Source organism: Plantibacter sp. MDV22-iso1, from assembly GCF_058408345.1.
In genome coordinates, this window is the sequence record NZ_JBZVDY010000001.1 from 86,821 (window position 1) to 112,328 (window position 25,508).

Here is a 25,508-nt window from a genome sequence, read left to right on the forward strand (position 1 = left end):
TCGGTGGAGGCAGACCGCGTCAGGCCTCGGCGCGGAGCGCTCGCCGTTCCGCCTCGACGTCTGCAAGCTGCCGGGTGATCTCCCGATGGGACTCGTCGCGGGGGTCGGTGCGACGCAACGACCCGAGCAGCGCCGCCTTACGACCGAGGAGGTCGCGGTCGATCAACGCCCGCGCGATGTCCCGGACATAACTCGGCAGCTTCTCCTCGTTCGTCTCGGGTAATGGGGACACTCCGAGCTCGCGTACCAGTCCGTCGAAGCCGGGTGGGACCTGTGCGATGACGGTCTCGAGCCAGGCCTTGGTCCCGAGGTGGTCGAGGCTCACACTCATGGCGTCGCGCACCACGGCGAGGGAAGTGTTGGCGACCGAGCTCTGGACCGCGCGCTCCAGCATGGGACGTTCGAGGTGTTGGGGCAGCTGCAGGATCGCACGGAGGGCATCTTGCTCGAGCCGCGTCGACGGGTCCTTGGGCAGGTCGTTGAGCGAGGCCTGTCGCTCGCGCGGCGGCTCGGCAGCGAGTGCGCCAGGGCCCTGCTGGCGGGCGTCTCGTGCGGCGTTCTGCGAGCCTCCTGCGGCGGCACCGCCGGCGGCCCGCACGGCGCGGGCCACCTCGTCGAGTTCCATGCCGAGCTGCTTCGCGAGCACGCGGGTGTACCCGGGACGGAGCGAGGGGTCGCGGATCTCGGCGACGACCGGCGCGGCCGCACGGAGTGCGCCGACGCGGCCCTCGACCGTCTCGAGGTCGAAGCCCGCCAGCGTCCGCCGGATGATGAACTCGAACATCGGCTCTCGGCCGTCGACGAGTTTCCGGATGGCGCCGTCACCGCGGTTGAGGCGGAGGTCGCAGGGGTCGAGGCCGTCGGAGGACACCGCGACGTACGTCTGGGCGGAGAAGCGCTTTTCCTCACCGAACGCACGCGTCGCGGCCTTCTGCCCCGCCTCGTCAGGGTCGAAGGTGAAGATGACCTCGCCGGTGGCGGAGTCGTCGCCCATGACGCGGCGGATCATCTTGATGTGGTCGACCCCGAACGAGGTCCCGCAGGTCGCCACCGCGGTGGTCTCCCCTGCCAGGTGGCAGGCCATGACGTCGGTGTACCCCTCGACGACGACGACCCGCTTGCCGCGCGAGATGTCGCGTTTGGCGAGGTCGAGGCCGTAGAGGACCTGCGCCTTGTGGTAGATCGCCGTCTCCGGGGTGTTGAGGTATTTCGGCCCCTTGTCATCGTCGCGGAGGCGCCGGGCTCCGAAGCCGAGCACCTGCCCGGTCGTATCGCGGATCGGCCAGATGAGGCGTCCGCGGAACCGGTCGTAGACACCGCGGTCGCCGCTCGACACGAGACCGGCCGCGAGCATCTCCTCGTCGGAGAATCCGCGGGACCGCAGTGCCTTCATGAGGTGGTCCCAGCCGGCAGGCGCGAACCCGATCCCGAAGTGGTCGGCGGCGGCGGCGTCGAAGCCGCGTTCGCCGAGAAACCGCCGCCCGAGGTCGGCGTCGCCGTCGTGGAGCTGCTGCTGGAAGTACTCGGCGGCAGCCTGGTTGGCGGCGAAGAGCCGCGCCCGGTTGCCGTGGTCGACCTTGCCACCGCCCTCCTCGTAGCTGAGCGGGTACCCGATGCGCTGCGCGAGACGTTCCACCGACTCCGCGAACGTCACGTGGTCCATCTTCTGCAGGAAGCTGTAGACGTCGCCGCTCTCGCCACAGCCGAAGCAGTGGTACAGCCCGACCGTGGGGCGCACGTGGAAGCTCGGGCTGCGTTCGTCGTGGAAGGGGCACAAGCCCTTCAGCGAGCCGACACCGGCGGACTTCAGCGAGACGTAGTCGCCGACGACGTCGCCGATGTTGGTGCGTGCCTTGACCTCTTCAACATCGCTCTGTCGAATCCGTCCGGCCATGCTTCGATCCTAGTCTCGTGCGTCCATCGTCCATCCCTGAGGGCCTCCGCGCAGCGGAGTCCGAGTCCCGCTCCTGTGTGGAGGAGCGTCAGGCGCCGACATGCCGTTCGTGCCAGGAGAGGGCGCTCTGATCGGTCAGGCTCGCGATCTGATCCACGACGACGCGACGGCGTTCCGCGTCGGAACCGGCTGCGCGCCAGTCCGCCGCGAAGCCGACGTCGAGGGCCGACTCGCCGAGCGCGAACACCGCGTCCGACAGTTCGATGAGGATCTCCCGCTGCCGGACGTACAGCGGCTGGCGGGAGTCGCTGTACATCACGAACGCGGCGACGATCCCCTTGAGGAGGGCGATCTCGGCCTGGATGCCATGGGGCACCACGACGTCGGCCCCGAACCGCACGAGGCTGGCCTGCGGGAAGGCCTCCCGCGTCGCCGCGGTCGCCGCACCGGCGAACCGACCGATCATCTGGCTCGTGAAGTTCTTGAGCCGACCGAGGTCGCGCCGGGAGCCGTCCCAGGCGGTGATCCAGGTGTGCGAGGACTGCAGCCGGTCGAAGGCGGCGGCGAGGTCGTCGTGGGTGAAGTCGTCGCCGGCCCAGGACAGCGCTGTGTCGATCAGGCGGTCGTGACCTGCGCGGGCGTTCAGGAACGCCGGGTCGATGTACTCCCCGACGACGGCGTCCTCGAAGTCGTGCACGGAGTAGGCGATGTCGTCCGCGAGGTCCATGACCTGCGCCTCGACGCAGCGGACGCGCTCGGGAGCGCCGGCTCGCAACCAGCGGAAGGCCGCGGAGTCCTCGTCGAAGAACCCGAACTTGGCCCGGCCACCGGGATCCGGCACCGACTGGGCGGCCGGCCACGGGTACTTGCAGCTGGCGTCGAGACTCGCGCGGGTGAGGTTCAGACCGTACGGCTCACCGTCGGGACCGAAGACCTTGGATTCGAGGCGCGTGAGGATCCGCAGGGTCTGGGCGTTGCCCTCGAACCCGCCGATCGCGGCGGACCAGTCGTTGAGCGCTCGTTCGCCGTTGTGACCGAACGGCGGGTGACCGAGGTCGTGTGCGAGGCACGCCGTGTCGACGACGTCCGGAGCGAGGTCGAGGCTGGCTGCCAGCTCGCGACCGACCTGAGCAACCTCGAGCGAGTGCGTCAGCCGGTTCCGGGCGAAGTCGACGCCGCTCGTCGGGCTGAGCACCTGGGTCTTGGCGGCGAGTCGCCGGAGGGCACTGGAGTGCAACAGCCGTGCACGATCGCGCGCGAAGTCGGAGCGTCGCGTCGAGTGGTGCTCGGGCATCCAGCGTTCTTCGTCGTGCAGGCTGTAGCCGTCCCGATCCATGGAGACGCTCCCCTGCTCGATGATGCTATCCGCCACTGTGGTCCAGTTCCGCTCCCGCGATCTCGGTCTGCTCGTCGGCGCCCAGCGACTGCGAGTCGAGCCAGCCGTAGGGCAGTGCCGGTCGTTTCGGCGTGCCCGCGCGTCCGCGCTGGCCTTCGGCCGCGGCGCCCGGGTAGGGGGCCGTCCAGTCGAGGGTCGCGAGGAGGTCGTCGAGCTGGTCGAGCGACTCCACGGTCGCGAGGCTCGCGCGGAGGTCTCCTCCGACCGGGTAGCCCTTGAAGTACCAGGCGACGTGCTTCCGGATGTCGCGGCAGCCGCGCTCCTCGCTCTCGAAGAACTCGGCCAGGAGCTCGGCGTGACGCCGGAACGCGGCCGCGACGTCGCCGAGAGACGGCTCCGCCTTGCCGCCCTCGCCGGCGAACGCCGAGCTGAGGTCGCCGAAGAGCCAGGGGCGACCGAGGCAACCGCGGCCCACGACGACGCCGTCGCAACCCGTCTCGTCGACCATCCGGAGAGCGTCCTCGCCCGACCAGATGTCGCCGTTCCCGAGGACCGGCACCGAGGTGACCGTCTCCTTGAGCTTGGTGATCGCCGACCAGTCCGCGTGGCCGGAGTAGAACTCGGCGGCGGTCCGGGCGTGCAGCGCGATCGACGCCACACCGGCGCCCTCGGCGATCCGACCGGCCTCGAGGTAGGTGAGGTGGCCGGAGTCGATGCCCTTGCGCATCTTGATCGTGAGCGGGACGTCGCCTGCGGCACGGACCGCGCCCTCGACGATGTCGCGGAAGAGCCCGGTCTTCCAGGGCAGCGCCGCTCCCCCGCCCTTGCGGGTGACCTTGGGCACCGGGCAGCCGAAGTTGAGGTCGATGTGGTCGGCGCGATCCTCGGCGACGAGCATGGTGACGGCCTCTGAGACCGTCTTCGGGTCGACACCGTAGAGCTGGATGGAGCGGAGCGTCTCGCTCTCGTGGTGCTGGATGAGCCGCATGGTCTCCGGCGTGCGTTCGACGAGCGCGCGCGAGGTGATCATCTCGCTGACGTACAGGCCGGCACCGTATTCGCGGCACAGTCGACGAAACGCCGTGTTGGTGATCCCGGCCATGGGGGCGAGCACGACCGGCGAGTCGAGCACGATGGGCCCGATCGCGAGGCTCGGGCGCTGCGAGAGCGTGGTAGGAAGAGACATCACCCTCGATTCTCCCAGATGATCGGCGCTCCCGCGCCCAGTGAGGACCACATGTCAGACGCCGTCCCGCCCGCCGACCTCCAGCCGTCCGGCCGCGAGCGAGTCCGAGCAGCGGCCGCCGCACTCGGTCTCGATGTGGAGCTGATCGAGCGACCGCCCGCGCGCAGTCTCCACGAGGCGGCGGAGCTGCTCGGCATCGAGCCCGCAGACATCGTCAAGACGATCGTCGTGAAGCGTCGCAGCGGCGACTACCTCTTCGCCCTCGTGCCGGGCGGCCGCAAGATCTCCTGGCCGCCGTTCCGCACGCTGCTCGGCGTGAACAAGCTCGCGATGCCCGACGCGGCGACAGCCTTCCAGGAGACCGGCTACGAGCGCGGCACCATCACCGTCCTCGGCGCGAGTGCTCCACTCCCCGTCTACGCGGACGAGCGCATCCTCGAGCGCGGTGGGCGCATCTCGATCGGCGCCGGGGAGCACGGGTGGAGCGCCTTCGTCGATGCGGCGGAGTACCTCGCCGCCATCGGCGCCGTCACCGCCGACCTCACCGAGCCGGAGGACCCTCAGTCCTGAGCCGGCTCCGACGGGAGCACGAGGCAACTGTCGCCCTCGCAGACGACGGCGTCGCCCCCGAGGAGTCGGAGCGCCGGCCGGACCGTCGCCGGCTGTCGATCGCCGACGCTGCGCTCAGGCGACGTCGTCTCCGTGCTCACGCCTGCACCGGCTCGGTGCTCGCGCGTTCCGTCCAGACCTGCTCGAGGACCTGCGTGAACGCGGCCGCCTCCTGCGCCCCGGACACCCCGTAGGCACCGTCGATGACGAAGAACGGGACGCCCTGGATGCCGTACCCCTGTGCCGTCGCCTGGTCCTCGCGGACCGCCTGCGTGTACTGGCCGGATTCCAGCGCCGAGACCACGGCGGACCGGTCGAGCCCCACCTCGACGGCGAGGTCGGCGAGGTCCTCGATGCGACCGACATGACGGCCCTCGGTGAAGTAGGCACGCAGGAGGCGCTCGGTCATCTCGAGCTGCTTCCCCTCCGCCTTGGCGAGGTGCAGGAGCTCGTGCGCCTTCACCGTGTTCGTGTGCTGGAGGATGCCGAAATCGTACTCGAGACCGGCGTCCGAGGCGATCCCCGTCACCCGATCGAGCATCTGCTGCACCTGGTCGGCCGGCATGCCCTTGTGCTTCACGAGGAAGTCGATCTCGGTGCCGTCGAAGTCGACCGGGGTGTCGGGTGCCAGCTCGAAGGAGTGGTACTCGACCTCGACCTCGCGTCCGTCGCCGAGCTGTGCGAACTCCGCCGCACCCCGCTCGAACTTGCGCTTGCCGATGTAGCACCACGGGCAGGCGATGTCGGACCAGATGTCGATCTTGATGGGTTCACTCATGTCAGGGCCAACCACCGACACCCGTCGCTCATTCCCCCGGGGGCGCCGGGGCGTCTGGCACGTCGCGCGCCCCGCCGAAGCGACGGTCGCGTCCGGCGTACCGCTCGACGGCCTCCCAGAGCTGACGCCGACCGAAGTCGGGCCAGAGGGTGTCGAGGAAGACCATCTCCGCGTAGGCCGACTGCCACAGTTGGAAGTTGCTGGTGCGCTGCTCCCCGGAGCTCCGGACGAAGAGGTCGACGTCCGGCAGGTCGGGCAGGTAGAGCCGGCTCTGGACGAGACGCTCCGAGACGGCCGACGGCTTGATGCGGCCGGCGGCGACGTCGTCGGCGATGCTGCGGACCGCGTCGACGATCTCGTTGCGCCCGCCGTAGTTGACGCACATGGTGAGCGTCAGGCGGTCGTTGCCGCGCGTCAGCTCCTCCGCCGTCTGGAGCTCCTTGATGACGGAGGTCCACAACCGCGGCCGACGCCCCGACCAGCGCACGCGCACGCCCCACTCGTTCAGTTGGTCGCGCCGTCGATGGAGCACCTCGCGGTTGAACCCCATGAGGAAGCGGACCTCGTCGGGTGAGCGCTTCCAGTTCTCCGTCGAGAACGCGTACACCGACAGGTGCTTGATCCCGAGTTGCAGGGCACCGGCCACGACGTCGAGGAGTGCGGCCTCGCCCGCCTTGTGCCCTTCGACCCGTGTGAGCCCGCGTCGGTTCGCCCACCGGCCGTTGCCGTCCATGACGATCGCGACGTGCGACGGCACCTCACCCTTCGCGAACGATGGCGGGACCTCCCCCGTCCAATCGATCGGCTTGAACGGCACCGCGTCGCGGTGGGTGTAGGGCTTCGGGGTCACCCGCGGCTCCGATCCTGTTCGAGGTGCGCGAGCGACCGCAGGCCGCGCTCCAGATGCCATTGCGCGTAGGCGGCGGTGAACCCGCTCGCGCGTGAAGCCGTCTGCTCGGCGGCGGCCTCCGCGTACTCCCAGTCACCGGAGAGCAGTGCTCCGAGGAGCGAGAGGGTGTCGGCGTCCAGCCGAGGGCTGCCCGAGGGCGCGCAGTCGTCGCAGACGACCCCGCCGAGCTGCACGACCACGTGTGAGTACTCGCCCTCCGTGCCGCACCGCGAGCAGGCCCCGAAACTCGGTGCCCAACCGGCGAGCGAGAAGGCCCGGAGCAGGTAGGAGTCGAGCGTGAGCCGCGGACCGTGCTCGTGCTTCGAGAGCGACCGCAGGGCGCCGACGAGGAGCAGGTACTGCTGGAGGGAGCCCTCGGACTCGGTCAGGCGATCGGCCGTCTCCACCATCGCGCTCGCGGCCGTGTAGCTTCCGTAGTCGGCGCTGATCTCGGCGCCGTACGAACCGAGCGACTCGGCCTGGGTGATGGTGTCGAGACTACGGCCCTCGTAGAACTGCACGTCTGCGACCATGAACGGCTCGAGCCGGGACCCGAACTTCGAGCCCGTGCGACGGACACCCTTCGCGACCGCCCGGATCTTGCCCCTGCTGCGTGAGAGCATGGTGACGATGCGATCGGCCTCGCCGAGCTTGTGGGTCCGCAACACCACCACTTCGTCTCGATATACCGGCACGCATCGATTATCCCGCCTCGCACCGACAACGTGACCCGGGAACCGCCGTCGGGGATCGAAGGAGCGCCTGGAGAGATGAAGCCGTGAACGAGGTCCTCTTCGTCGTTCCGCTGTGGGTCGACCTCTCGGCGGTCGCGATCGGCGCCGTCCAGGGTGCCATGTTCGCGGCCAGGTTCCAGGATCGTCAGCTCGACTGGCTCGGCGTCGCCATCATCGGCGTCGTCGTCGGACTCGGTGGTGGTCTCATCCGCGACATCCTCCTCGGACAGGTGCCGGCGTCCCTCCAGAACAACTGGTACCTCCCCGTCGCCTCGGGGGCCGCACTGCTCGGCATGTTCCTCCTGCGCACCATCACGAGGCTCGGGCCCGTCATCATCGGGCTCGACGCTCTGACGATCGGCATGTTCGGAGCGATCGGCTCCACCAAGGCCCTGGCAGCCGGTCTGCCGGTCATCCCGGCGATCTTCGTCGGCACCGTCTCGGCCGTCGGTGGATCGGTCCTCCGCGACGTCATGCTCGGCGTCCCCGTCGCCCTCATGCACGTCGGGTCGCTCTACGCCGTGGCGGCCGCGGTCGGGACCGCCCTCCTCGTCCTCGCCGTGACCTTCGGTGCGCCACTCGGGGTCGCGGCGATCGTCGGTGTCTCCTCGACCGCGGTGATCCGCCTCCTGGCCGTCCGGTTCGGATGGACGTTGCCCGAGCAGCGCCAGATCGGCGGATGGCGGATCTGGCGCCGCTCGACGCGAGGCTGAGTCGGCTCAGTCGACCGCGAGTGCCGCGACGGGTGCGATGCGGGTCGCCCGACGTGACGGGGCCACCGAGGCCGCGGCCGTCAGGAGTGCGGCGAGCACGACGATCACCGCGACGATGGCCCACGGGATGACCGGGAAGATGAGGCCGGGCGAGCCGTTGATCGCGCCGAGCATCGACTGAGCGCCGGCCCACCCGTAGAACGTCCCGAGGACGAGTCCGACGACGACGGCCGCGATGGTCAGCTGCGCCGCCTCGATCACGATCATGCGACGGATCTGCGCCGCGGAGAACCCGAGGGCGCGGAGCAGTCCGAGTTCGCGAGTGCGCTGCAGGACGCTGAGCGAGAGGTTGTTGACCATCCCGACCGCGGCGATGAGCGCGCTCAGTCCGATGAGGGCGGAGAAGACGCCGACGGTCGTCGCGACCACGGCCTGCGTGCCCTCGTAGACCTCCGGATTCGCGGCCTGTGCGTTCAACACGAACTCCTGGAAGTTGGCCGCAGCGACCGCGAACATCGTCACGAGGGTCACGCCGATCACCAGTCCGATCGTCGTGCGTGAACTGCGCTCCGGGTAGCGGACGGCGTTCTCGGCGGCGAGTCGAGCCGTCGCGGAGGTGCCGAACAGGCGGCCGACCAGCCGCAGTGCCGGCGGCATCACGAGGTGCGCACCGAGCACGAGGCCGGAGAAGGAGACGATCCCGCCGACGATGCCGATGAGCACGCCGAGCGGCGACACGAGCCCGACACCGACCCCGGCGAGCAGGAGCAGGACACCGACCACGAAGAGACCGATCGCGACCGCGTTCCGGGCGGGCCGGGCGGTGGCCTCCTCCCGACTCAACTCCTGCGATCCGCCGATCGCCTGCATCGGGGTGACCGTCAGGACGCGACGCGCGCCGATCCAGGACGCGAGCCAGGTGGTCAGGACGACCGCGACGACCGGCAGGAGCACAGCCGGTTCGACGATCGCGTACGGCAACTCGGGCAGCACACCGGTCGCGACCCCGATCCGGACGAGCGCGAAGGTCGCGAGGAGCCCGACGAGCAACCCGGCTCCGCCACCGAGCAGGCCGACGACGACGCCCTCCCTCGCGACGGCGCGACGCTGCGATCGCGCCGTCGAACCGATCAGGCGGAGCAGCGCGATCGTCCTCGTCCGCCCGGCGACGATCGTGGCGAAGGTGTTCGCCGTGACGATCGCGCCGACGTACACCGCCAATGAGACGAACACGGCGGCCGCGAGGATGAGCATGATCACCACGGTGCCGCTGGACCCGGTCACATCGTCGGCCAGGATGAACGTCGAGAGCACACTCGTCACCATGAGCAACAGGACACCGAACGAGGCGCTGAGCGTCGCGACGAGAAGGCTCGCGCGATGCTCGCGGGCCCGGGGCCCGAGATCCGCCCGGCTCATGCCGCACGCTCCATGCCGAGCATGAGCGCCGAGATCTGCTCGGGGGTCGATCGGGGACGGTCCTCGACCACCCGGCCGTCCGCGAGGAACACGATCCGGTCCGCGTAGCTCGCGGCGATCGGGTCGTGCGTCACCATCGCGATGCTCTGCCCGTATTCGGTGCTGGCCGCCGCCAGCAGGGCCAGGACGCTCCGCCCGGTGCGGGAGTCGAGGTTGCCGGTCGGTTCGTCCGCGAAGAGCAGCTCGGGCCGCGTGGCCAGGGCACGCGCGATCGCGACGCGCTGCTGCTGTCCACCCGAGAGTTCGTGCGGACGGTGCCCGAGTCGGGACGCGAGTCCGAGCGTGCTCACGAGCACGTCGATCCAGCTCTGCTCCTCACCGGTCGGACGGCGGGCGTCGAGTTCGAAGGGCAGCCGGATGTTGGCCGCGACGTCGAGCGTCGGCACCAGGTTGAACGCCTGGAACACGAACCCGACACGACGCCGACGGAGGATCGTGAGCTGCCCGTCGTCGAGGTCCGTGATGTCCTGGTCGCCGAGACGCACCCGCCCCGCTGTGGCCTGATCGAGGCCCGCCATGATGTGCATGAGCGTCGACTTGCCCGAGCCGCTCGGGCCCATGATGGCGGTGAACCGGCCCCGTTCGATCTCGAGGTCGACGCCGTCGAGGGCGACGACCTGGTTGTCGGCGGGTCCGTAGCTCTTCCTGAGTCCGTGGACGCTGGCGACGACGGACGGCTGTGCTGAAGTGGTCATACTCCGAAGCTACGGAGCGAGGTGCCGGGTGCGCGTCGGGCGCACGAGCGACCCGGGTACATCCTGGGGATGATCCTGGATCACTCCGCGGTTGCCCGTTGGACCGCCGTCAGACCAGGCCGTGCTCGAAGGCGAACACGACGAGCTGGACCCGGTCGCGCACCTCGAGCTTCGCGAAGATCCGGCTGATGTGCGTCTTCACGGTCGCCTCGCTGAGGAACTCGGCGGCGGCGATCTCGGAGTTGCTCAATCCGCGCGCCGCGAGGAGGAAGATCTCGCGCTCGCGCGCCGTGAGCTCGGCATAGCGCTGCGGTGCGGCCGGAGCGGCCGGCGCCTGCTGGAAGTGCTCGAACAGCTCGCGGGTGGCCGACGCGGCGATGACCGCGTTCCCGGCATGGACGGTGCGGATCGCTGCGAGGAGGAATTCCGGCTCCGCGTCCTTGAGGAGGAATCCGCTGGCACCTGCTCGGATGGCCGTCGCGGCCGCCTCATCGAGGTCGAAGGTGGTCAGCACGACGATCCGAGGACGCTCGCTCCCGCGCGCATCCGCCTCCGCCAGGATCGTCTTCGTCGCCTCGATCCCGTCCATGACCGGCATCCGGACGTCCATGAGGATGACCTGCGGACGTGTCCGTGCGGCCAGTTCGACCGCTTGACGCCCGTCGGAGGCCTCGCCGACGACGCGCAGGTCCGGCTGCGAACCGATGAGCATCCGGATCCCGCCTCGGAAGAGCGCCTGGTCGTCGACCAGCGCGATCGTGATCGCCCCCGCTGCCGTCGCGTCACTCGGATCGGTCATCTCGTCACTCCCACCGTCGCGTACGGGATCGATGCGTAGACGGTGAAGAGACCGTCCACCAGGGTCGTCCCGAACCTGCCGCCTGCCAGCGTAGCGCGCTCGTTCATCCCGGCGAGGCCGTGCCCCGTGCCGGCCTTCGGCGGTTCGAGCTTCGCCCGGTTGACGACCCAGAGCTGCAGCTCGGGTCCGGTCCAGTCGAGATGGACGTCGATCGGCCCACGATGGTCGCCGTGTCGGAGCGCGTTCGTGAGTGCCTCCTGGATGATGCGGTACACGGCGAGCTGCGAACCGGTCGCCACCGGTCGTTCCTGACCGTGGTTCTGGACCACCACGTCGAGTCCGGCTCCGCGCAACTGCTCGTAGAGCCGCTCGAGGTCGGCCAGGACCGGCTGCGGGCCTTCGGTCTGCTGGAACCGCAACTGCGCGAGGAGCACCCGGACATCGGCGAGGGCTTCTCGGGAGATGCTCGAGATCGTCCGCAAGGCCTGGTCGGCCGAATCCGGGTCCGCGGCCAGCGCATAGCGGGCCCCGTCGGCCTGGGCGATGACGACGGCGAGGGAGTGCGCGACCACGTCGTGCATGTCGCGCGCGATCCGGTTGCGCTCCTGCTCCACGGCGACGTCGCGCTCGGCCAGGAGTTGCGCCTGGCGGCTTTCGCGGGCGAGCCGCCACGTGCGCATGAGGACGCCTGCGGTCCAAGCGAGGCCGAAGAAGGCGGCGAACGCGAGGAACATGAACAGTCCGACCGTCACCTGCGCGACCGGTGTCATGTCGTTCGCCAGACCGAAGGTACTGATCTCCGCGCCGATGCCCGTGGTCCAACTCGGGACGACGATCACGTAGAACGCGATGAGCGCGGCACCGACGAACGCGGATGCGAAGGAGACCCATCGCACCACCCGGCCGCCGTAACTCGCCGCGGCGTAGAGCACGACCGGGATCGCGAAGTTCGCGGGATCCGGCGCGAGCAGGAGGATGAGCTGCAGCAGCGCAGCGGCCCAGGCCACGGACAGCGCGATCGCCGGAGCGAGCCGGCGGAGCGCCAGTGCACCGCACATGCCGAGCAGGACGATGGTGTACCCGGCCGGGCGCGTCGTGTACGCAGCGGCGGTGAGGATGAACAGCACCGACGGCAGCGCGATGTCGAGGGCCAGCTGGCCGGGCCGGAGCGTGCGGAACATCCTCCAACCGTACGACCTGACCGCTGACGGATCGGTCGTCACCCGGAAAGATCATCCTCCCGGCGTACGCCGCGGAGCGGGACGCTGCGCCCGGCCGACCCGAAGGCCGACCCGGCGCAGCGGGATCGTCAGATGGAGGCCAGTTCCCGCGCCTCGACCTGCGTGCGCACGGCCCGGTTGACCGCCGAGACCACTGCCTTGAGCGAGGCCGTCGCGATGTCGCCGTCGATGCCGACGCCCCAGAGGCGCTGGTCGTTCACCTGGAGCTCGACGTAGGCGGCCGCCTCGGCGTCGCCCCCGGCGCTCAGCGTGTGCTCGACGTAGTCGTACAGCGTGACCTCGATGCCGCGCCCGGAGAGCAGGTTGAGGAAGGCCGCGATCGGTCCGTTGCCGGTCGAGGTGCGCTCCTCGACCTGCTCGCCGTCGCGAAGGGCGACCTCGAGGACCACGGTGCCGGTGAGGTCGCTCGACGTCTTCGTGGACTGCAGTTCGAACCGACCCCACTTCGCGTCCGCGACCGTTGCCGGCAGGTACTCGTCCTGGAAGATCGACCAGATCTGGCCGCTCGTCACCTCGCCGCCCTCGGCGTCGGTCTTCGCCTGGACGACGCCGGAGAACTCGATCTGCAGGCGACGCGGCAGGTCGATCGCGTGATCGGTCTTGAGGAGGTAGGCGACGCCGCCCTTGCCCGACTGGGAGTTCACGCGGATGACCGCCTCGTAGCTGCGCCCGAGGTCCTGCGGATCGACTGGCAGGTACGGCACGGCCCATTCGAGGTCGGCGACGTCCTTGCCCTGGGAGACGGCGTCGACGGACATCGCCTCGAAGCCCTTCTTGATCGCGTCCTGGTGAGAACCGCTGAAGGCCGTGAAGACGAGGTCGCCCGCCCACGGGCTCCGCTCGTGCACCGGGAGCTGGTTGCAGTGCTCGGCCGTCCGCTTGACCTCGTCGATGTCGCTGAAGTCGATCTGCGGGTCGACACCCTGCGTGAACATGTTGATGCCGAGCGCGACGAGGTCGACGTTGCCCGTGCGCTCACCGTTCCCGAAGAGGCACCCTTCGATCCGGTCGGCGCCGGCCAGGTAGCCGAGCTCGGCTGCCGCGATCGCGGTCCCGCGGTCGTTGTGCGGGTGCAGGGAGATGATGATGTTCTCGCGGTTGGCGAGGTTGCGGCTCATCCACTCGATCGAGTCGGCGTAGACGTTCGGCGAGGCCATCTCGACCGTCGACGGCAGGTTGATGATGACCTTGCGGTCGGGCGTCGCCTCGAGGACCTCGACCACCTGGTTGCAGATGTCGACGGCGAACTCGAGCTCGGTACCGGTGTAGCTCTCCGGCGAGTATTCGTAGTAGATCTGCGTTCCGGGGACCGTCGACTCCATCTCGCGACACTTCCGGGCACCGTGGAGGGCGAGGTCGATGATGCCCTGCTTGTCGCTGCGGAACACGACGTCGCGCTGCAGGACGCTCGTCGAGTTGTACAAGTGCACGATCGCCTGCTTCGCGCCGCGCAGCGACTCGTAGGTGCGTTCGATGAGGTGGTCGCGGGCCTGGGTCAGCACCTGGATGGTGACGTCCTCGGGGATCGCTCCTTCGTCGATGAGGCTGCGGACGAAGTCGAAGTCGGTCTGGCTCGCGCTCGGGAACCCGACCTCGATCTCCTTGTAGCCCATCTTCACGAGCAGGTCGAACATGATGCGCTTACGTTCCGGACTCATCGGGTCGATGAGGGCCTGGTTGCCGTCGCGGAGGTCGACGGCGCACCAGCGCGGGGCCTCGGTGATCCGACGGTCCGGCCACGTGCGGTCGGGCAGCGAGACGCTGAACTGGTCCTGGTAGGCGCGGTAGCGGTGGACCGGCATGCCTGATGGGGTCTGGGTGTTCTTCATGATCCTGGGATCTCCTCGTGGGATTGGGGGTGAGCCAACGACGAACTCCGCGACGAGGGAGGCCTGGAACTAGGACTCGTCGCGGCAGCTAAGGAGGAGCAGACCGGAGAACACGTCGTCAGCATAGCACTCCCCCGCGCCGCCGGTCAGGTGACCAGCGAGGCGAGGTCTCGCACGGACACGTCCGGGAGGTAGGCGCGCCCGACCGCGATGCCGATCGCCGGGAGGGTCAGCGGGTCCGCGTAGCCGAGCACGAGCGGACGCTCCTCCGGCTGGAACTTGCCCTTGAAGGCGAGGAGCGAGCGGAACCCGTAGACGGGTTCGAGCACGTTCCCGAGGTACGTCAGGACCCGGTCGATCCCGTCCGTCTCCGGTTGCTCGGTGCTCCTCGAGCGCGCGAGCGGAGCCCCGGAGAGGCTCATCTCCTCGATGTCGTCCTCCTTGAACCGAGCGGCGGCTTCGGCGATGAGGAACTCCATGACGCCGTTCATGCCGTCCGTCCGACGGCGCATGAAGTCGAGGGTCCAACCGACCAATTGACCGTCGCGCCGCACCGGGAGCCAACTCGTGACGCCGTGCAGCCGTCCTTGCTCGTCGACCGCGAGCAGGAGCCGGACCTCCTCGTCGACGAGCTCGTCGATCCCACCGAGGGTGAACCCCATCTCGGGCAGCTTCCGCTCGGCGACCCACTCCTCGGAGATCTCGGCGATCTGCGCCGCGAGCCCGACGCCGAGCGCCCCGTAGGTGGACCAGACGGCGGTGATCCCCGCGCGGTCGGCCCGGTTGACGGAGGATCTGATGTCCTGCCAGCGCTTGCCGACCATGCTCCAGCCCTGCGGGTGCAGGACCGTCTCCTCGGCGACCTGGACGGTGCGCCAACCGATCCGGTGGAGCGCTACTGCGGTCTCCTCGTCCACGCTGTACAACGCCACCGTCAGGCCCGAGTCCTCGCAGTGCTCGATGAACCGCTCGAGGACCCCCTGTTCGTGGCGGTCCCTCCCGAAGAAGCCGCCCGTGGTGACCGCGACCCCGGCGACGATCCGGTAGGCGACGCCCGCACTGCGCTGCGGGTCGAACCAGGTGAGGTTGCCCGGCCAGGTGGCCATGTGCCCGATGGAGTCGCTACCCTCGGCCAGGAGCTCGCGCAGCCGGCGCTCGTCGGCCGGCGCGATGGCGTTCGCGACCCGGCTCAGCGGCCAGACCGCGCCGAGCAGGATGATGCTCCACCAGACGGGTCCGACGGCGTGGAACACCACGCCGGTGAGCGGGGCGACCGGCACGAAGCCCGGAAGGACGTTCCGCAGGTACGCGGCGGGGACGAAGCGCTCCGGCGCCGCACGGAGGACCTCCCACACGTCGGGCCTCGGCGAGAATCCTCCAGGCTGGAGCAGGGCGACGACCACGAAGAGCGCGGCGAGCACGACCCACGACGCGCCGACCAGGGCGAGATACCCCAAGGCGCTGCGTCGGGTGGCCCGCACGGGGAACCCACGACGGAGCACGACCAGGAGCGCCGCCACGACGAGCGGCAGCAGGATCGCCGCCCACAGCGCGATCGCGATCTCGACGGACCGCTGCTGCGCGCCGTGCCCCGTCCCGAGCAACGAGGAGGGGTGTCCCGTCGGGTGGAGTCGCACCCCCGCTCCGAGCGACAGCGCACTCAGGACGGCGAAGGACACCATGATCGCCGTGGCGAACCAGACCGCGAAGCGTCTGCCGCGGAGCAGGCCCCACGCTGCGAAGAGCAGGGCGATCATGGGGACCACCGATAGGAGCACCGCTCCGAGGCCGTCGACGCGTACCAGCGTGAGGTCGCGCAGGCACTGTGCTGACACGCCGACCGTGCGGCATTGGCCGATGACCCGTCCGGCGTCCGGGATGTTCTGTTCGAGCAGGAGCACGAGCGGCGCGAGCGGACCGAGGTGCCGGCCGGAGAGGAAGGTGATGAGCGGTCCCACGCCCATCATCGCGACGACGGACGCCAGGAGCACCCGGGTCTCGTGGTGCGAGCTCCGCACGCGTCGCACCGACGGGCTGGCCCCGGCGAGCACAACCCCGAGCAGGACGCCGACCAGCGCTGCGAACAGTCGTGCGAGATCCTGCGGGAGTCCCGAGTACAGCAGCACGATCAGGGCACCGACGACGACGAACGCGCGGATCCGCCGACGCCAGAGCGGCCCGTGGAACGCACTCGACGCGGCAAGGGCGCCGAGCGCCCCGGCCACGGGGTCGAACGCCACGATGCGGGCGACCTCGCCGCTCCAGAACTCGCCGCCGAGCGTGCCGAGGAGTTGGAGCCCGATGGCGAGCGCGTTCCCGGCGACCGCGGTCACCAGCACCGCCAGGAGCGTCTTGGCGGCGCCGAACCGTCGCTCGGCGAGCACCAGCGCGGGGACGCCGATCAGCAGGAAGGCGAGGAGCCCGAGCACCCCGTCGGTTCCCAGGGCACCGGTCAGGAGCGCCCACCAGTGTCCGTCGACCACGACCTGCTCATACCCCACGCCGGCCGCCTCGCGGATCGCCGACCGCCAGGCGGGCGTCGCCGCCGGCGGCGTGCGCCACACGAACGCACTGACGACGAGCACCAGCGCCGTGATCCCGATACTCATCGGCACCGACCGGATCACGCCGGTCACGAGTCGGCCGAACGGCGTCGCCCTCCCCGCGCGCATCAGGCGAGCCCGAATCGTGCGGTGATGACGGGGAGCGCCCGCTCGAACACCGTGTGGACGGTATGCCAGTCGTGCGCGGTCCCGTCGGACACGAAGGTCGTCGTCCGCATGCCGGCGGCCGAGGCCATCGCGGCGACCCGCCGGACGCCGGGACCGTAGCGGCTGTCGTCGCTGCCGTAGCCGAAGACGCCGACGGTGTCCGCGTACGGGGTGTGTGCGGCGAGGATCGCGGAGGGGGCCGCAGCCTCGTACGCCGTCGCCGACCCGCTGAAGCCCTGTGCGATCGTCGTCGGTCCGATGGACGGGACGACCTCCCCCGAGATGTCGAGGATGCCGCCGTAGCGTCCAGGGTGCGCGGCACCGAGCTGGATGGAACAGGTCCCTCCCTGCGAGAACCCGGCGATGAACCAGTCCGTCCGCGATGCGGACACCGGGAGGTGCGCCGAGATCCACGCGGGCACGTCGACCGTGAGGTACGTCGCCGAGTTGCCGAGCGGCCCGTCGACACACATCGGGTTGCGGTCAGGAGCGCCGAGCTGGTCAGGCACGACCACGATCGGTGCGAGACCCGCATGCGAGGCGGCGAAGCGGTCGAGGATCCCGGCGATCCCAGCCGACGCGAACAGGTCGGCAGGCTCTCCCGGCTGACCGCTGAACGCCTCGATGACCGGCAGTGCCGGCGGGTGGGCGGTCAGGGCGGCCGGTGGCAGATAGACGAGCGCGTCCCGGTGGGCGAACCCCGAGGTCGTGGCCGGGATGTCGACATGTTCGACCCGGCCTTCGCTCGACAGGTCGGCGGGTCGCTGCCACGTCGTGGTCGTCCCCCGGGCGGCCGGCAGGGCCGAGAACGACTGGTACGGGCTGATCCCCAGCGCCGCCCGCACCGTCGCGAACTCACCGAAGTCCTGGTTCACGCCGACCGCCCCGATGAGCAGGAAGGCGGGGATGGCGAGGCTCGCCACGACGACCCGCCACGCGCGGGTCCGCACGATCGCCGCGATCGCGAGGGCGGCACCGGCGAACCCGACCGCCGCCCACGCACGGGTGACCGGCGTCAGTTCGATCCCGAAGACGTCGAACACGTCACCGAGCAACCAGGCAGTGGCATAGGCGAGGAGCGCTCCACCGCTCGCCACGAGCAGCATCGTCAGCCAGCCGCGAACCGTTCGGCGCCCGGTCAACAGGACGATCGCCAGGAGAACGGCGGCACCGCCGACCCAGACGAGGAGCTCCGGACGATCCAGCCTGATGGCCAGCAACCAGTCGAACACTCGGACTCCTTCTCGCGACCCCGAGGACCAGTATGTCCGCGGGCCCGCGAGCCTGTCGGCCAGACGACTGGTTCCACAGCGGGCCCAAAGCAGACACGCAAGTCACGTTCAGGTAACGGAGAACTCCCGCGCAGACCCGCGCGGGCGCACGGCGCCGATGGTCGACCGGATCCCGGTCAGAATCCCAGGCGACCGAGCAGTTTCGGGTCGCGCTGCCAGTCCTTCGCGACTTTGACGCGGATGGAGAGGAAGACCCGAGATCCGACGAGCGGCTCGATCCCGGCGCGGGCCCGGGCACCGACCTCTCGGAGCCTGGAACCGCCCTTCCCGATGATGATCGCCTTCTGGCTGTCGCGCTCCACGAACACGTTCGCGTAGATGTCGAGCAGGTCGGTCCCCTCGCGCGGGATCATGTCGTCGATGGTCACCGCGAGCGAGTGGGGCAGCTCGTCTTGGACGCCCTCGAGCGCGGCCTCGCGGATGAGCTCGGACACGCGGTCGATGACCGTCTCGTCGGTGGTGGCCTCGGTCGGGTAGAGGCGTTCCGACAGCGGCATGAGCTTCGTGACCTCGGTGACGAGGATGTCGAGCTGGTCGTCGGTCACCGCTGACAGCGGGATGACCGCGTCCCAGTCTCGGAGTTCCGAGATCGCGAGCAACTGCTCCGCGATCGTCGTCCGGCTGGCGGTGTCGGTCTTCGTGACGATCGCCACCTTCTTCGCGCGCGGGAAGCCGTCGAGCGACTCGTTGATGAAGCGGTCGCCCGGGCCGAGCTTCTCGTTGGCTGGGATGCAGAACCCGATGACGTCGACGTCGGAGAGCGTGGACTGCACGAGGTCGTTCAGCCGCTGGCCGAGCAGCGTGCGCGGGCGGTGGATGCCGGGGGTGTCGACGACGATGAGCTGGCCGTGGTCGCGGTGAACGACCCCGCGGATCGCGCGACGCGTGGTCTGCGGCTTCGAACTCGTGATCGCGACCTTCTCACCGACGAGGGCGTTGGTCAGCGTGGACTTGCCGACGTTCGGACGCCCGACGAAGGACACGAACCCCGCTCGGAAGTCGGACGGAGGGGTGGTGTCGTTCATGGGTGCTCCCGATGGTCGGTGGACGCCTGCTGGGCGTCCTGCAGCTGGTCGTCGCGCTGGGCGATGACGGTGAGGATGCGTCCCCGCCGCCCCTCGACCCGCTCGGCGGTGAGTTCGAGACCGTTGGTCGACACCGTCGATCCGACCACGGGCAACCTCCCGAGGGCCTTCGCGAGGAGCCCGCCGACGGAGTCGACGTCGTCGTCGTCGAGTTCGAGGCCGAACAACTCCCCCAGCTCGTCGACCGGCAGGCGGGCGTCGACCCGGAACCGTCCGTCGTGCAGATCGGTGATCTCGGGGGTGTCGGTGTCGTACTCGTCGGAGATGTCGCCGACGAGTTCCTCGATGAGGTCCTCGAGGGTGACGAGACCGGAGATGCCGCCGTACTCGTCGACGACCATCGCGATGTGGTTGGACTCCTTCTGCATCTGCTGCAGGAGCGAATCGGCCTTCTTGGACTCGGGTACGAAGCTCGCCGGCCGCAGGAGCGGCTCGATCGAACCCACCTCGGTGACGCCGTCGCCACCGAACATCGCGCGCACCAAGTCCTTCAGGTACAGGATGCCGACCAGATCGTCGATGTCGCCGTCACTGACGGGCGCCCGCGAGATCCCCGTCTCCAGGAACACCTCGAGCGCCTCGCGCACGCTGAGATCGCGCTGCAGACTCACGAGGTCGGTGCGCGGGATCATCACCTCGCGGACGAGCGTCTCATTGAACTCGAAGATCGAGTGGATGAGCTCGCGGTCGTCCTCCTCGAGGACCGAGTGCGCGGCGGCCTCGTCGACCATGCTCAGCAACTGCTCCTCCGAGGTGAAGGAGACCGAACGGGGCAACCCCGGGGTCACCCGGTTGCCCAGGGAGACGAGGACGTTCGCGACCGGGCCGAGGACCACGCGTGCGGCACGGATGGCGGGGGCACTGAAACGCAGCACTCCGCTCGCGTGGGTCCGGCCGACGCCTCGGGGGCTCGCACCGACGAGCACGAAGGAGGTGCCGGTCATGATGACGACCGCGAGGACGAGGACGAGCCACAACTCGTCGATCGACGAGGCCAGTGCGAGGGTGACGAGGACGGCGGCCGTGGTCTCGGCCAGGATCCGGATGAAGTTGATCGCGTTGACGTGCGCACCCGGATCGGCCGCGATGGCGCGGAGCGCGGATCCCGAGCGGGCGCCCTCTGCGAGGTCGAGGATGTCCGCACCCGACTGGACGCCGATCGCGGCGTCGGCTGCGGCCATGAGACCCGCGAACGCGACGAGCAGGAACGCGACGATGACGAAGACTGCGACGAGGGACATCAGCTGCTGCGTCGTCTCTCCTGGAGCGCGAAGGCGAGGAGGATGTCCCGCTGGATACCGAACATCTCCTTCTCCTCGTCGGGCTCCGCGTGGTCGTACCCGAGCAGGTGGAGCACACCGTGGCAGGTGAGGAGCTGGAGTTCGTCCATCGTCGAGTGCTTCGCGGCGGCCGCCTGCGTCTCGGCGACCTGCGGGCAGAGCACGATGTCGCCGAGCAGCCCGGGCGGCGTCGGGTTCTCCTCGGTGCCGGGACGGAGCTCGTCCATCGGGAAGCTCAGGACGTCGGTCGGTCCCGGCTCGTCCATCCACTGGACGTGCAACTGCTCCATGGCGCCCTCGTCGACCAGGACGATGGCGAGCTCGGCATCGGGGCTCACATGCATCGCGTCGAGCGCGAACGACGCCAGGGCGAGGATGCGCGATTCGTCGACGGCGACGCCGGACTCGTTGTTGATCTCGATGGTCATGAGCGTCCTCGCTTCGGCTGGTGGTCTCTGGCGGCGCCGCGACGCTCGGCGCGGTTGGCGAACTCGGCGGCCTGCTCGCGCTCGAACCGCTGCGCCTGTCGGACGGCGTCGTACTCGCCGTAGGCGTCGACGATCCGACCGACGAGGGTGTGGCGGACGACGTCCTCGCTCGTGAGCTGGGCGAAGTGGATGTCGTCGACGTCCTTGAGCACGCGGGTCACGAGTCGCAGACCGGACGCGCCGGTCGGCAGGTCGATCTGCGTGACGTCGCCGGTCACGACGATCTTGGACCCGAACCCGAGCCGGGTGAGGAACATCTTCATCTGCTCCGGCGTGGTGTTCTGCGCCTCGTCGAGGACGATGAACGAGTCGTTGAGGGTCCGGCCGCGCATGTAGGCGAGCGGTGCGACCTCGATCGTGCCGGCCGCGAGGAGCTTCGGGACGATCTCTGGGTCCATCATCTCGTTGAGCGCGTCGTAGAGCGGACGCAGGTACGGGTCGATCTTGTCCGTCAGGGTGCCCGGGAGGTACCCGAGTCGCTCGCCGGCCTCGACGGCCGGGCGCGTCAGGATGATCCGGTTGACCTCCTTGCGTTGCAGCGCCTGCACCGCCTTCGCCATCGCGAGATACGTCTTGCCGGTACCGGCCGGGCCGATGCCGAACACGATCGTGTTCTCGTCGATCGCGTCGACGTACGCCCGCTGCCCGACGGTCTTCGCCTTGATCGTCTTGCCACGCGAGGTGAGGATGACCTGCCCGAGCACCTCCGACGGGGAGGCCGAGCCGTTCTGCCCGAGCATGCGGGCGGAGGTGCTGACCTCCGCCGGCCCCGGGTCGTGTCCTTCTCGGACCATGGTGATGAGTTCCTCTACGAGTCGTCTGGCGGCGTCGGCCTGCGGCGCCGGGCCGGTGATGGTGATCTCATTGCCGCGCACGTGCACCGAGACACCGGGGTGTTCGCGCTCGACGGTCGTCAGGAGTCGGTCCTGTGGGCCGAGGAGACGGACCATGGCGAGCCCGTCCACCAGGAGGACGTGCTCGACCTCCTCCGGCCGAGCGGCGGTGGGGTGGTCTGGGTTCGAGGACTCAGGCTCCGCCAAGGGTGCCCTCCTGCAGGGAACCGCCGAGGACATGCGCGTGCACGTGGAAGACCGTCTGCCCGGCGGACTCGCCGGTGTTGAAGACGAGTCGGAACTCGCCACCGGTGTGCACCTTCGCGAGCGACGACGCCACCTCGACCATCTCAGCGAGCAAGGAGGGGTCGCCAGCGGCCAACTCCACGACGTCGCGGTACTCGGCGGTCTTCGGGACGACGAGGAGGTGCACGGGCGCCTGTGGTGCGATGTCGGCGAAGGCGATCACCCGATCGGTCTCGGCGAGGAGGGTCGTCGGGATCTCCCCCGACACGATGCGGCTGAATACCGACGGTGCTTCACTCATGTCCACCAGTCTAAGGTTCGTGGCGGCCTCGTGCGCGGGCTGGTGGATCGTCACCACCGACCGAGCAGCACGTTGAGCGCGGCGATCGCCGCAGGCCCTGCCGTCGAGGTGCGCAGGACGCCCGAGCCGATCCGGACCTCGATCGCGCCGGCCGCTTCGAGCCGCTCCCGCTCCGTCGGCGAGATGCCGCCCTCCGGACCGACGACGAGGACGAGTTCCTCGGCGAGCAGTGCCGACGGGTCGAGCTCCGAGAGCGCGAGTGCCGCGCTGGGTTCAAGGACGAGGACGGTCCGGCCGGCGACGATCGCCGCGAGTCCACGGGTGTCGACGACCTCGGCCACCTCGGGTACCCGGGCGCGGATCGACTGCTTCGACGCCTCGCGCACGATGAGCTGCCAGCGCGCACGGCCCTTGACCGCTTTGTCGCCCTGCCACCTGGAGATGCTGCGCTCGGCACCCCACGGGACGATGCGGTCGACACCCAGCTCGGTTGCCGCCTGGATGGCGAGTTCGTCGCGATCGCCCTTGGCCAGCGCCTGCACGAGGACGAGCCCGGGACGGTTCTCCGGATGCACCACGACCGATTCGACGCGGATCTCCAACTCGCCCTGCTCGCTGCGCACGACCGGTCCGGTCGCGATCAGGCCACGACCGTTGCCGATCGACGTCGTCTCGCCGACCCGCAGCCGACTCACGGCGACGGCGTGCTTCGCCTCGGGCCCACGGAGGGTCACCGAGTCGCCGACACCGGTCGATTCGAGGTCCTCGCGGAGGTACAGCGAACTCATCTCAACCGACGCCGTGGAAGCGGTCGCGGATCTTCGCGAACAGGCCCTGCTGGAACTGCGCGAGCGCCGGAGCACCCTGGCGTCGTCCCGAGGCGAAGCTCTTGATCAGCTCGCGTTCGCGGTGGTCGAGCTTCGTCGGGGTGACGACCTGGACGCCGATCTTGAGGTCACCCCGGCTGTTCCCGCGGAGGCGCGTGACGCCGCGGTCCTTGACCGTGATGACCTCCGAGCTCTGCACGCCCGGTCGCAGCTCGACCTCGACGTCGCCGTCGAGCGCGTGGACGGTGACCTGGCGGCCGAGGATGGCGTCGGTCATCGGGACTTCGAGCGTGCACAACAGGTCGTCGCCGTCGCGGCTGAAGACGTCGTGGTGCTTGACCTTCATCTCGAGGTAGAGGTCGCCGTTCGGGCCGCCTGCCGGGCCGACCTCGCCGCTCCCCGGCATCTGCAGACGCAGACCGGTGTCGACACCGGCCGGGATGTCGACCGAGACGGTGCGGCGGGCACGGAGCCGGCCCTGACCCTGGCAGGTGACGCACGGGGTCGCGATGATCGTGCCGTAGCCGCGGCAGGTGCCGCAGGGCGCCGAGGTCATGACGTTGCCGAGCAGCGAGCGGACGGCCCGCTGGATGGAGCCGGTGCCGTGACAGATGTCGCAGGTCACCGGTGAGGTGCCGGGCTGGCAGCAGGAGCCGTTGCAGGTGCTGCAGAGCACGGCGGTGTCGACCTCGAGGTCGCGGTGGGTGCCGAAGATGACCTCGTCGAGGTCGAGTTCGACGCGCAACAGGGCGTCCTCGCCGCGTGCGCGGCGGGACTTGGGTCCGCGCTGCTGGCCACCCCCGCCGAAGAAGGTGTCGAAGATGTCGCCGAAGCCGCCGAACCCGGCGTCACCTCCGCCGAACCCACCCGCCTGCGGACCGAGGTCGTACTGCTGGCGCTGCTTGGGGTCGCTCAGCACGTCGTAGGCGTGGGTGACCTCTTTGAACCGCTCTGAGGCGTCGGAACCCGGGTTCACATCGGGGTGCAGTTCGCGAGCGAGGCGGCGGTACGCCTTCTTGATCTCTTCGGGCGTCGCCTCCTTGGCGACACCGAGTGCTGCGTAGTGGTCGGGGTAGTCAGCCACTGAGGGCCTTTCGTTCGAGGTGCGGAAGGTGTTGGGGGACGCGACGAGGATGCGTCACTCGGCGTCGAGGATGCGCGAGAGGTACCTGGCGACGGCGCGGACCGCAGCCATGTTGCTCGCGTAGTCCATTCTCGTGGGGCCGAGGACGCCGAGCCGGGCGATTTCGCCACCAGAGGAACGGTAGTTCCCGGCGAGGACGCTTGTGGTCTCGAGGCCGAACGACGCGTTCTCGCGGCCGATGCTGGCGACCACGCCGTCGCGCTCGGACTCCATCTCGCCGAAGAGCCGGAGCAGCACGACCTGCTGCTCGATGGCGTCCAGGACCGGATAGATGCTGCCGGGGAAGTCGTCTTCGGTGCGGGCGAGGTTGGCGGCGCCGGCCATGACGAGGCGGTCCTGGCGCTGCGCCGAGAGCTGCTCACGCACCGCGTCGACGATGCGGACGGCCGCCGCGCGGTCGAGGTCGGCGATGTCGGCGGGGACGTCGCCGATCGCGTCGTGGGCGTCGAGGAGTGGACGACCCGCGACCGCCTCGTTGCACAACGAGCGGAGACGCGAGATGAGGTCGTCGTCGACCGGACTCTCCGTCTCGATGAGGCGCTGCTCGACGCGGCCGTTGTCGAGGATGATGACCGCGAGGACACGGTTCGGGGTGACGCTCACCAACTCGAGGTGCCTGACGCGCGCCCGCGAGAACATCGGGTACTGGACGAGCGCGACCTGGTTCGTCAGCTGTGAGAGCAGCCGCACCGTGCGGTGCAGGACCTCGTCGAGGTCGCCGGACGCACCGAGGAAGGTCTCGATCGCCGTCCGTTGGGCGTTGTTCAGCGGGCGGCGGTCGGCGAGGTGGTCGACGAACATCCGGTAGCCCTTGTCGGTCGGAACCCGACCGGAGGAGGTGTGCGGGGCGGCGATCAGTTCTTCGTCCTCGAGCTGTGCCATGTCGTTGCGGATGGTGGCTGCAGAGACCCCGAAGGAGTGGCGGTCGACGATCGTCTTGGACCCGACGGGCTCTCGCGAGGCGACGTAGTCCTGCACGATGACGCGGAGCACTTCGAGACCGCGATCCGACACCATCTCGATCTCCTCCCGTCATCCACCTCGGAGCGCCGACCATCAGCACTCGAAGACCCTGACTGCCAATCATATCGTGGCCTCCGCGCAGCCGTCCCTTGCGCG

Annotated in this window: 24 protein-coding genes; 2 read left to right on the plus strand and 22 right to left on the minus strand. The window is 69.5% G+C overall.

What is annotated here, in order from left to right; genetic code table 11:
* Positions 1 to 19: 19 nt before the first annotated feature.
* The 3 genes from dnaG to dusB all read right to left on the minus strand — a co-directional run bounded on the left by dnaG (position 20) and on the right by dusB (position 4,416).
* Positions 20 to 1,894 (minus strand): DNA primase, encoded by a 1,875-nt coding sequence (gene dnaG, locus AC4PMY_RS00395; protein WP_491621756.1) that lies wholly within the window; start codon positions 1,892 to 1,894, stop codon positions 20 to 22.
* Positions 1,895 to 1,982: 88 nt separating this feature from the next.
* The gene (locus AC4PMY_RS00400) at positions 1,983 to 3,230 is read right to left on the minus strand and encodes a deoxyguanosinetriphosphate triphosphohydrolase (protein WP_082915832.1); all 1,248 of its coding nucleotides are present in this window, start codon (positions 3,228 to 3,230) and stop codon (positions 1,983 to 1,985) included.
* Between the two features lie 25 nt (positions 3,231 to 3,255).
* Entirely contained in the window at positions 3,256 to 4,416 is a 1,161-nt protein-coding gene (gene dusB, locus AC4PMY_RS00405) for a tRNA dihydrouridine synthase DusB (RefSeq protein ID WP_071260799.1), read from the minus strand.
* Between the two features lie 51 nt (positions 4,417 to 4,467).
* On the opposite strand from dusB, the gene AC4PMY_RS00410 reads away from it, so the two are divergent.
* Positions 4,468 to 4,986 carry an aminoacyl-tRNA deacylase gene (locus AC4PMY_RS00410; RefSeq protein WP_071261197.1) on the plus strand — a complete coding sequence of 173 codons (519 nt, stop codon included), beginning with the start codon at positions 4,468 to 4,470 and terminating at the stop codon, positions 4,984 to 4,986.
* Here AC4PMY_RS00410 and AC4PMY_RS00415 read toward each other — a convergent pair.
* From AC4PMY_RS00415 to recO, 4 genes are read right to left on the minus strand one after another with little or no spacing between them, the layout of a single operon-like run.
* Positions 4,977 to 5,126 (minus strand): hypothetical protein, encoded by a 150-nt coding sequence (locus AC4PMY_RS00415; RefSeq protein WP_157583269.1) that lies wholly within the window; start codon positions 5,124 to 5,126, stop codon positions 4,977 to 4,979. The two genes, AC4PMY_RS00410 and AC4PMY_RS00415, sit on opposite strands and share 10 nt — an antisense overlap.
* A complete protein-coding gene (locus tag AC4PMY_RS00420) occupies positions 5,123 to 5,803 on the minus strand; it encodes a DsbA family oxidoreductase (RefSeq protein WP_085510728.1) in 681 nt (226 codons plus the stop codon). The genes AC4PMY_RS00415 and AC4PMY_RS00420 overlap by 4 nt, the downstream gene beginning before the upstream one ends.
* Before the next feature lie 28 nt (positions 5,804 to 5,831).
* Positions 5,832 to 6,653 carry an isoprenyl transferase gene (locus AC4PMY_RS00425; RefSeq protein WP_064293641.1) on the minus strand — a complete coding sequence of 274 codons (822 nt, stop codon included), beginning with the start codon at positions 6,651 to 6,653 and terminating at the stop codon, positions 5,832 to 5,834.
* Positions 6,650 to 7,387: a DNA repair protein RecO gene (gene recO / locus AC4PMY_RS00430; protein WP_064293640.1), complete on the minus strand. Its 738-nt coding sequence runs from the start codon at positions 7,385 to 7,387 to the stop codon at positions 6,650 to 6,652. Before recO ends, AC4PMY_RS00425 begins: the two co-directional genes overlap by 4 nt.
* 83 nt (positions 7,388 to 7,470) lie before the next feature.
* On the opposite strand from recO, the gene AC4PMY_RS00435 reads away from it, so the two are divergent.
* Positions 7,471 to 8,139, plus strand: coding sequence for a trimeric intracellular cation channel family protein (locus AC4PMY_RS00435; RefSeq protein WP_064293639.1), 669 nt, complete (start codon positions 7,471 to 7,473; stop codon positions 8,137 to 8,139).
* 6 nt (positions 8,140 to 8,145) lie between these two features.
* Here the strand turns inward: AC4PMY_RS00435 and AC4PMY_RS00440 are convergent, their stop codons facing one another.
* From AC4PMY_RS00440 to hrcA, 15 genes are all read right to left on the minus strand, one after another.
* Positions 8,146 to 9,558, minus strand: a complete 1,413-nt coding sequence (locus AC4PMY_RS00440; RefSeq protein WP_064293638.1) for an ABC transporter permease — start codon at positions 9,556 to 9,558, stop codon at positions 8,146 to 8,148.
* Positions 9,555 to 10,313 (minus strand): ABC transporter ATP-binding protein, encoded by a 759-nt coding sequence (locus AC4PMY_RS00445; protein ID WP_064293637.1) that lies wholly within the window; start codon positions 10,311 to 10,313, stop codon positions 9,555 to 9,557. The genes AC4PMY_RS00440 and AC4PMY_RS00445 overlap by 4 nt, the downstream gene beginning before the upstream one ends.
* Before the next feature lie 109 nt (positions 10,314 to 10,422).
* Positions 10,423 to 11,112, minus strand: coding sequence for a response regulator (locus tag AC4PMY_RS00450; RefSeq protein ID WP_071260804.1), 690 nt, complete (start codon positions 11,110 to 11,112; stop codon positions 10,423 to 10,425).
* The gene (locus tag AC4PMY_RS00455; RefSeq protein WP_064293859.1) at positions 11,109 to 12,293 is read right to left on the minus strand and encodes a sensor histidine kinase; all 1,185 of its coding nucleotides are present in this window, start codon (positions 12,291 to 12,293) and stop codon (positions 11,109 to 11,111) included. The genes AC4PMY_RS00450 and AC4PMY_RS00455 overlap by 4 nt, the downstream gene beginning before the upstream one ends.
* Before the next feature lie 128 nt (positions 12,294 to 12,421).
* Complete coding sequence (leuA, locus tag AC4PMY_RS00460) at positions 12,422 to 14,182, minus strand: 2-isopropylmalate synthase (protein ID WP_071260806.1); 1,761 nt, start codon at positions 14,180 to 14,182, stop codon at positions 12,422 to 12,424.
* A gap of 146 nt (positions 14,183 to 14,328) precedes the next feature.
* Complete coding sequence (locus tag AC4PMY_RS00465) at positions 14,329 to 16,854, minus strand: bifunctional lysylphosphatidylglycerol flippase/synthetase MprF (RefSeq protein ID WP_491621757.1); 2,526 nt, start codon at positions 16,852 to 16,854, stop codon at positions 14,329 to 14,331.
* A complete protein-coding gene (locus AC4PMY_RS00470) occupies positions 16,854 to 18,125 on the minus strand; it encodes an alpha/beta hydrolase (protein WP_082915803.1) in 1,272 nt (423 codons plus the stop codon). The genes AC4PMY_RS00465 and AC4PMY_RS00470 overlap by 1 nt, the downstream gene beginning before the upstream one ends.
* A gap of 176 nt (positions 18,126 to 18,301) precedes the next feature.
* Positions 18,302 to 19,210 carry a GTPase Era gene (era, locus tag AC4PMY_RS00475; protein ID WP_064293633.1) on the minus strand — a complete coding sequence of 303 codons (909 nt, stop codon included), beginning with the start codon at positions 19,208 to 19,210 and terminating at the stop codon, positions 18,302 to 18,304.
* Entirely contained in the window at positions 19,207 to 20,511 is a 1,305-nt protein-coding gene (locus AC4PMY_RS00480; RefSeq protein ID WP_064293632.1) for a hemolysin family protein, read from the minus strand. Before AC4PMY_RS00480 ends, era begins: the two co-directional genes overlap by 4 nt.
* Complete coding sequence (ybeY, locus tag AC4PMY_RS00485; protein WP_064293631.1) at positions 20,511 to 20,978, minus strand: rRNA maturation RNase YbeY; 468 nt, start codon at positions 20,976 to 20,978, stop codon at positions 20,511 to 20,513. Before ybeY ends, AC4PMY_RS00480 begins: the two co-directional genes overlap by 1 nt.
* On the minus strand, positions 20,975 to 21,988 hold the full coding sequence (locus AC4PMY_RS00490; protein ID WP_354295170.1) for a PhoH family protein: 1,014 nt from the start codon (positions 21,986 to 21,988) through the stop codon (positions 20,975 to 20,977). Before AC4PMY_RS00490 ends, ybeY begins: the two co-directional genes overlap by 4 nt.
* Positions 21,989 to 22,064: 76 nt before the next feature.
* Positions 22,065 to 22,418, minus strand: a complete 354-nt coding sequence (locus tag AC4PMY_RS00495; protein ID WP_491621758.1) for an HIT domain-containing protein — start codon at positions 22,416 to 22,418, stop codon at positions 22,065 to 22,067.
* Between the two features lie 50 nt (positions 22,419 to 22,468).
* Positions 22,469 to 23,206: a 16S rRNA (uracil(1498)-N(3))-methyltransferase gene (locus AC4PMY_RS00500; protein WP_491621759.1), complete on the minus strand. Its 738-nt coding sequence runs from the start codon at positions 23,204 to 23,206 to the stop codon at positions 22,469 to 22,471.
* A 1-nt stretch (position 23,207) separates the two neighbouring features.
* Positions 23,208 to 24,329: a molecular chaperone DnaJ gene (dnaJ, locus tag AC4PMY_RS00505; RefSeq protein WP_064293629.1), complete on the minus strand. Its 1,122-nt coding sequence runs from the start codon at positions 24,327 to 24,329 to the stop codon at positions 23,208 to 23,210.
* A gap of 54 nt (positions 24,330 to 24,383) precedes the next feature.
* On the minus strand, positions 24,384 to 25,406 hold the full coding sequence (hrcA, locus tag AC4PMY_RS00510; RefSeq protein ID WP_064293628.1) for a heat-inducible transcriptional repressor HrcA: 1,023 nt from the start codon (positions 25,404 to 25,406) through the stop codon (positions 24,384 to 24,386).
* Positions 25,407 to 25,508: the final 102 nt, after the last annotated feature.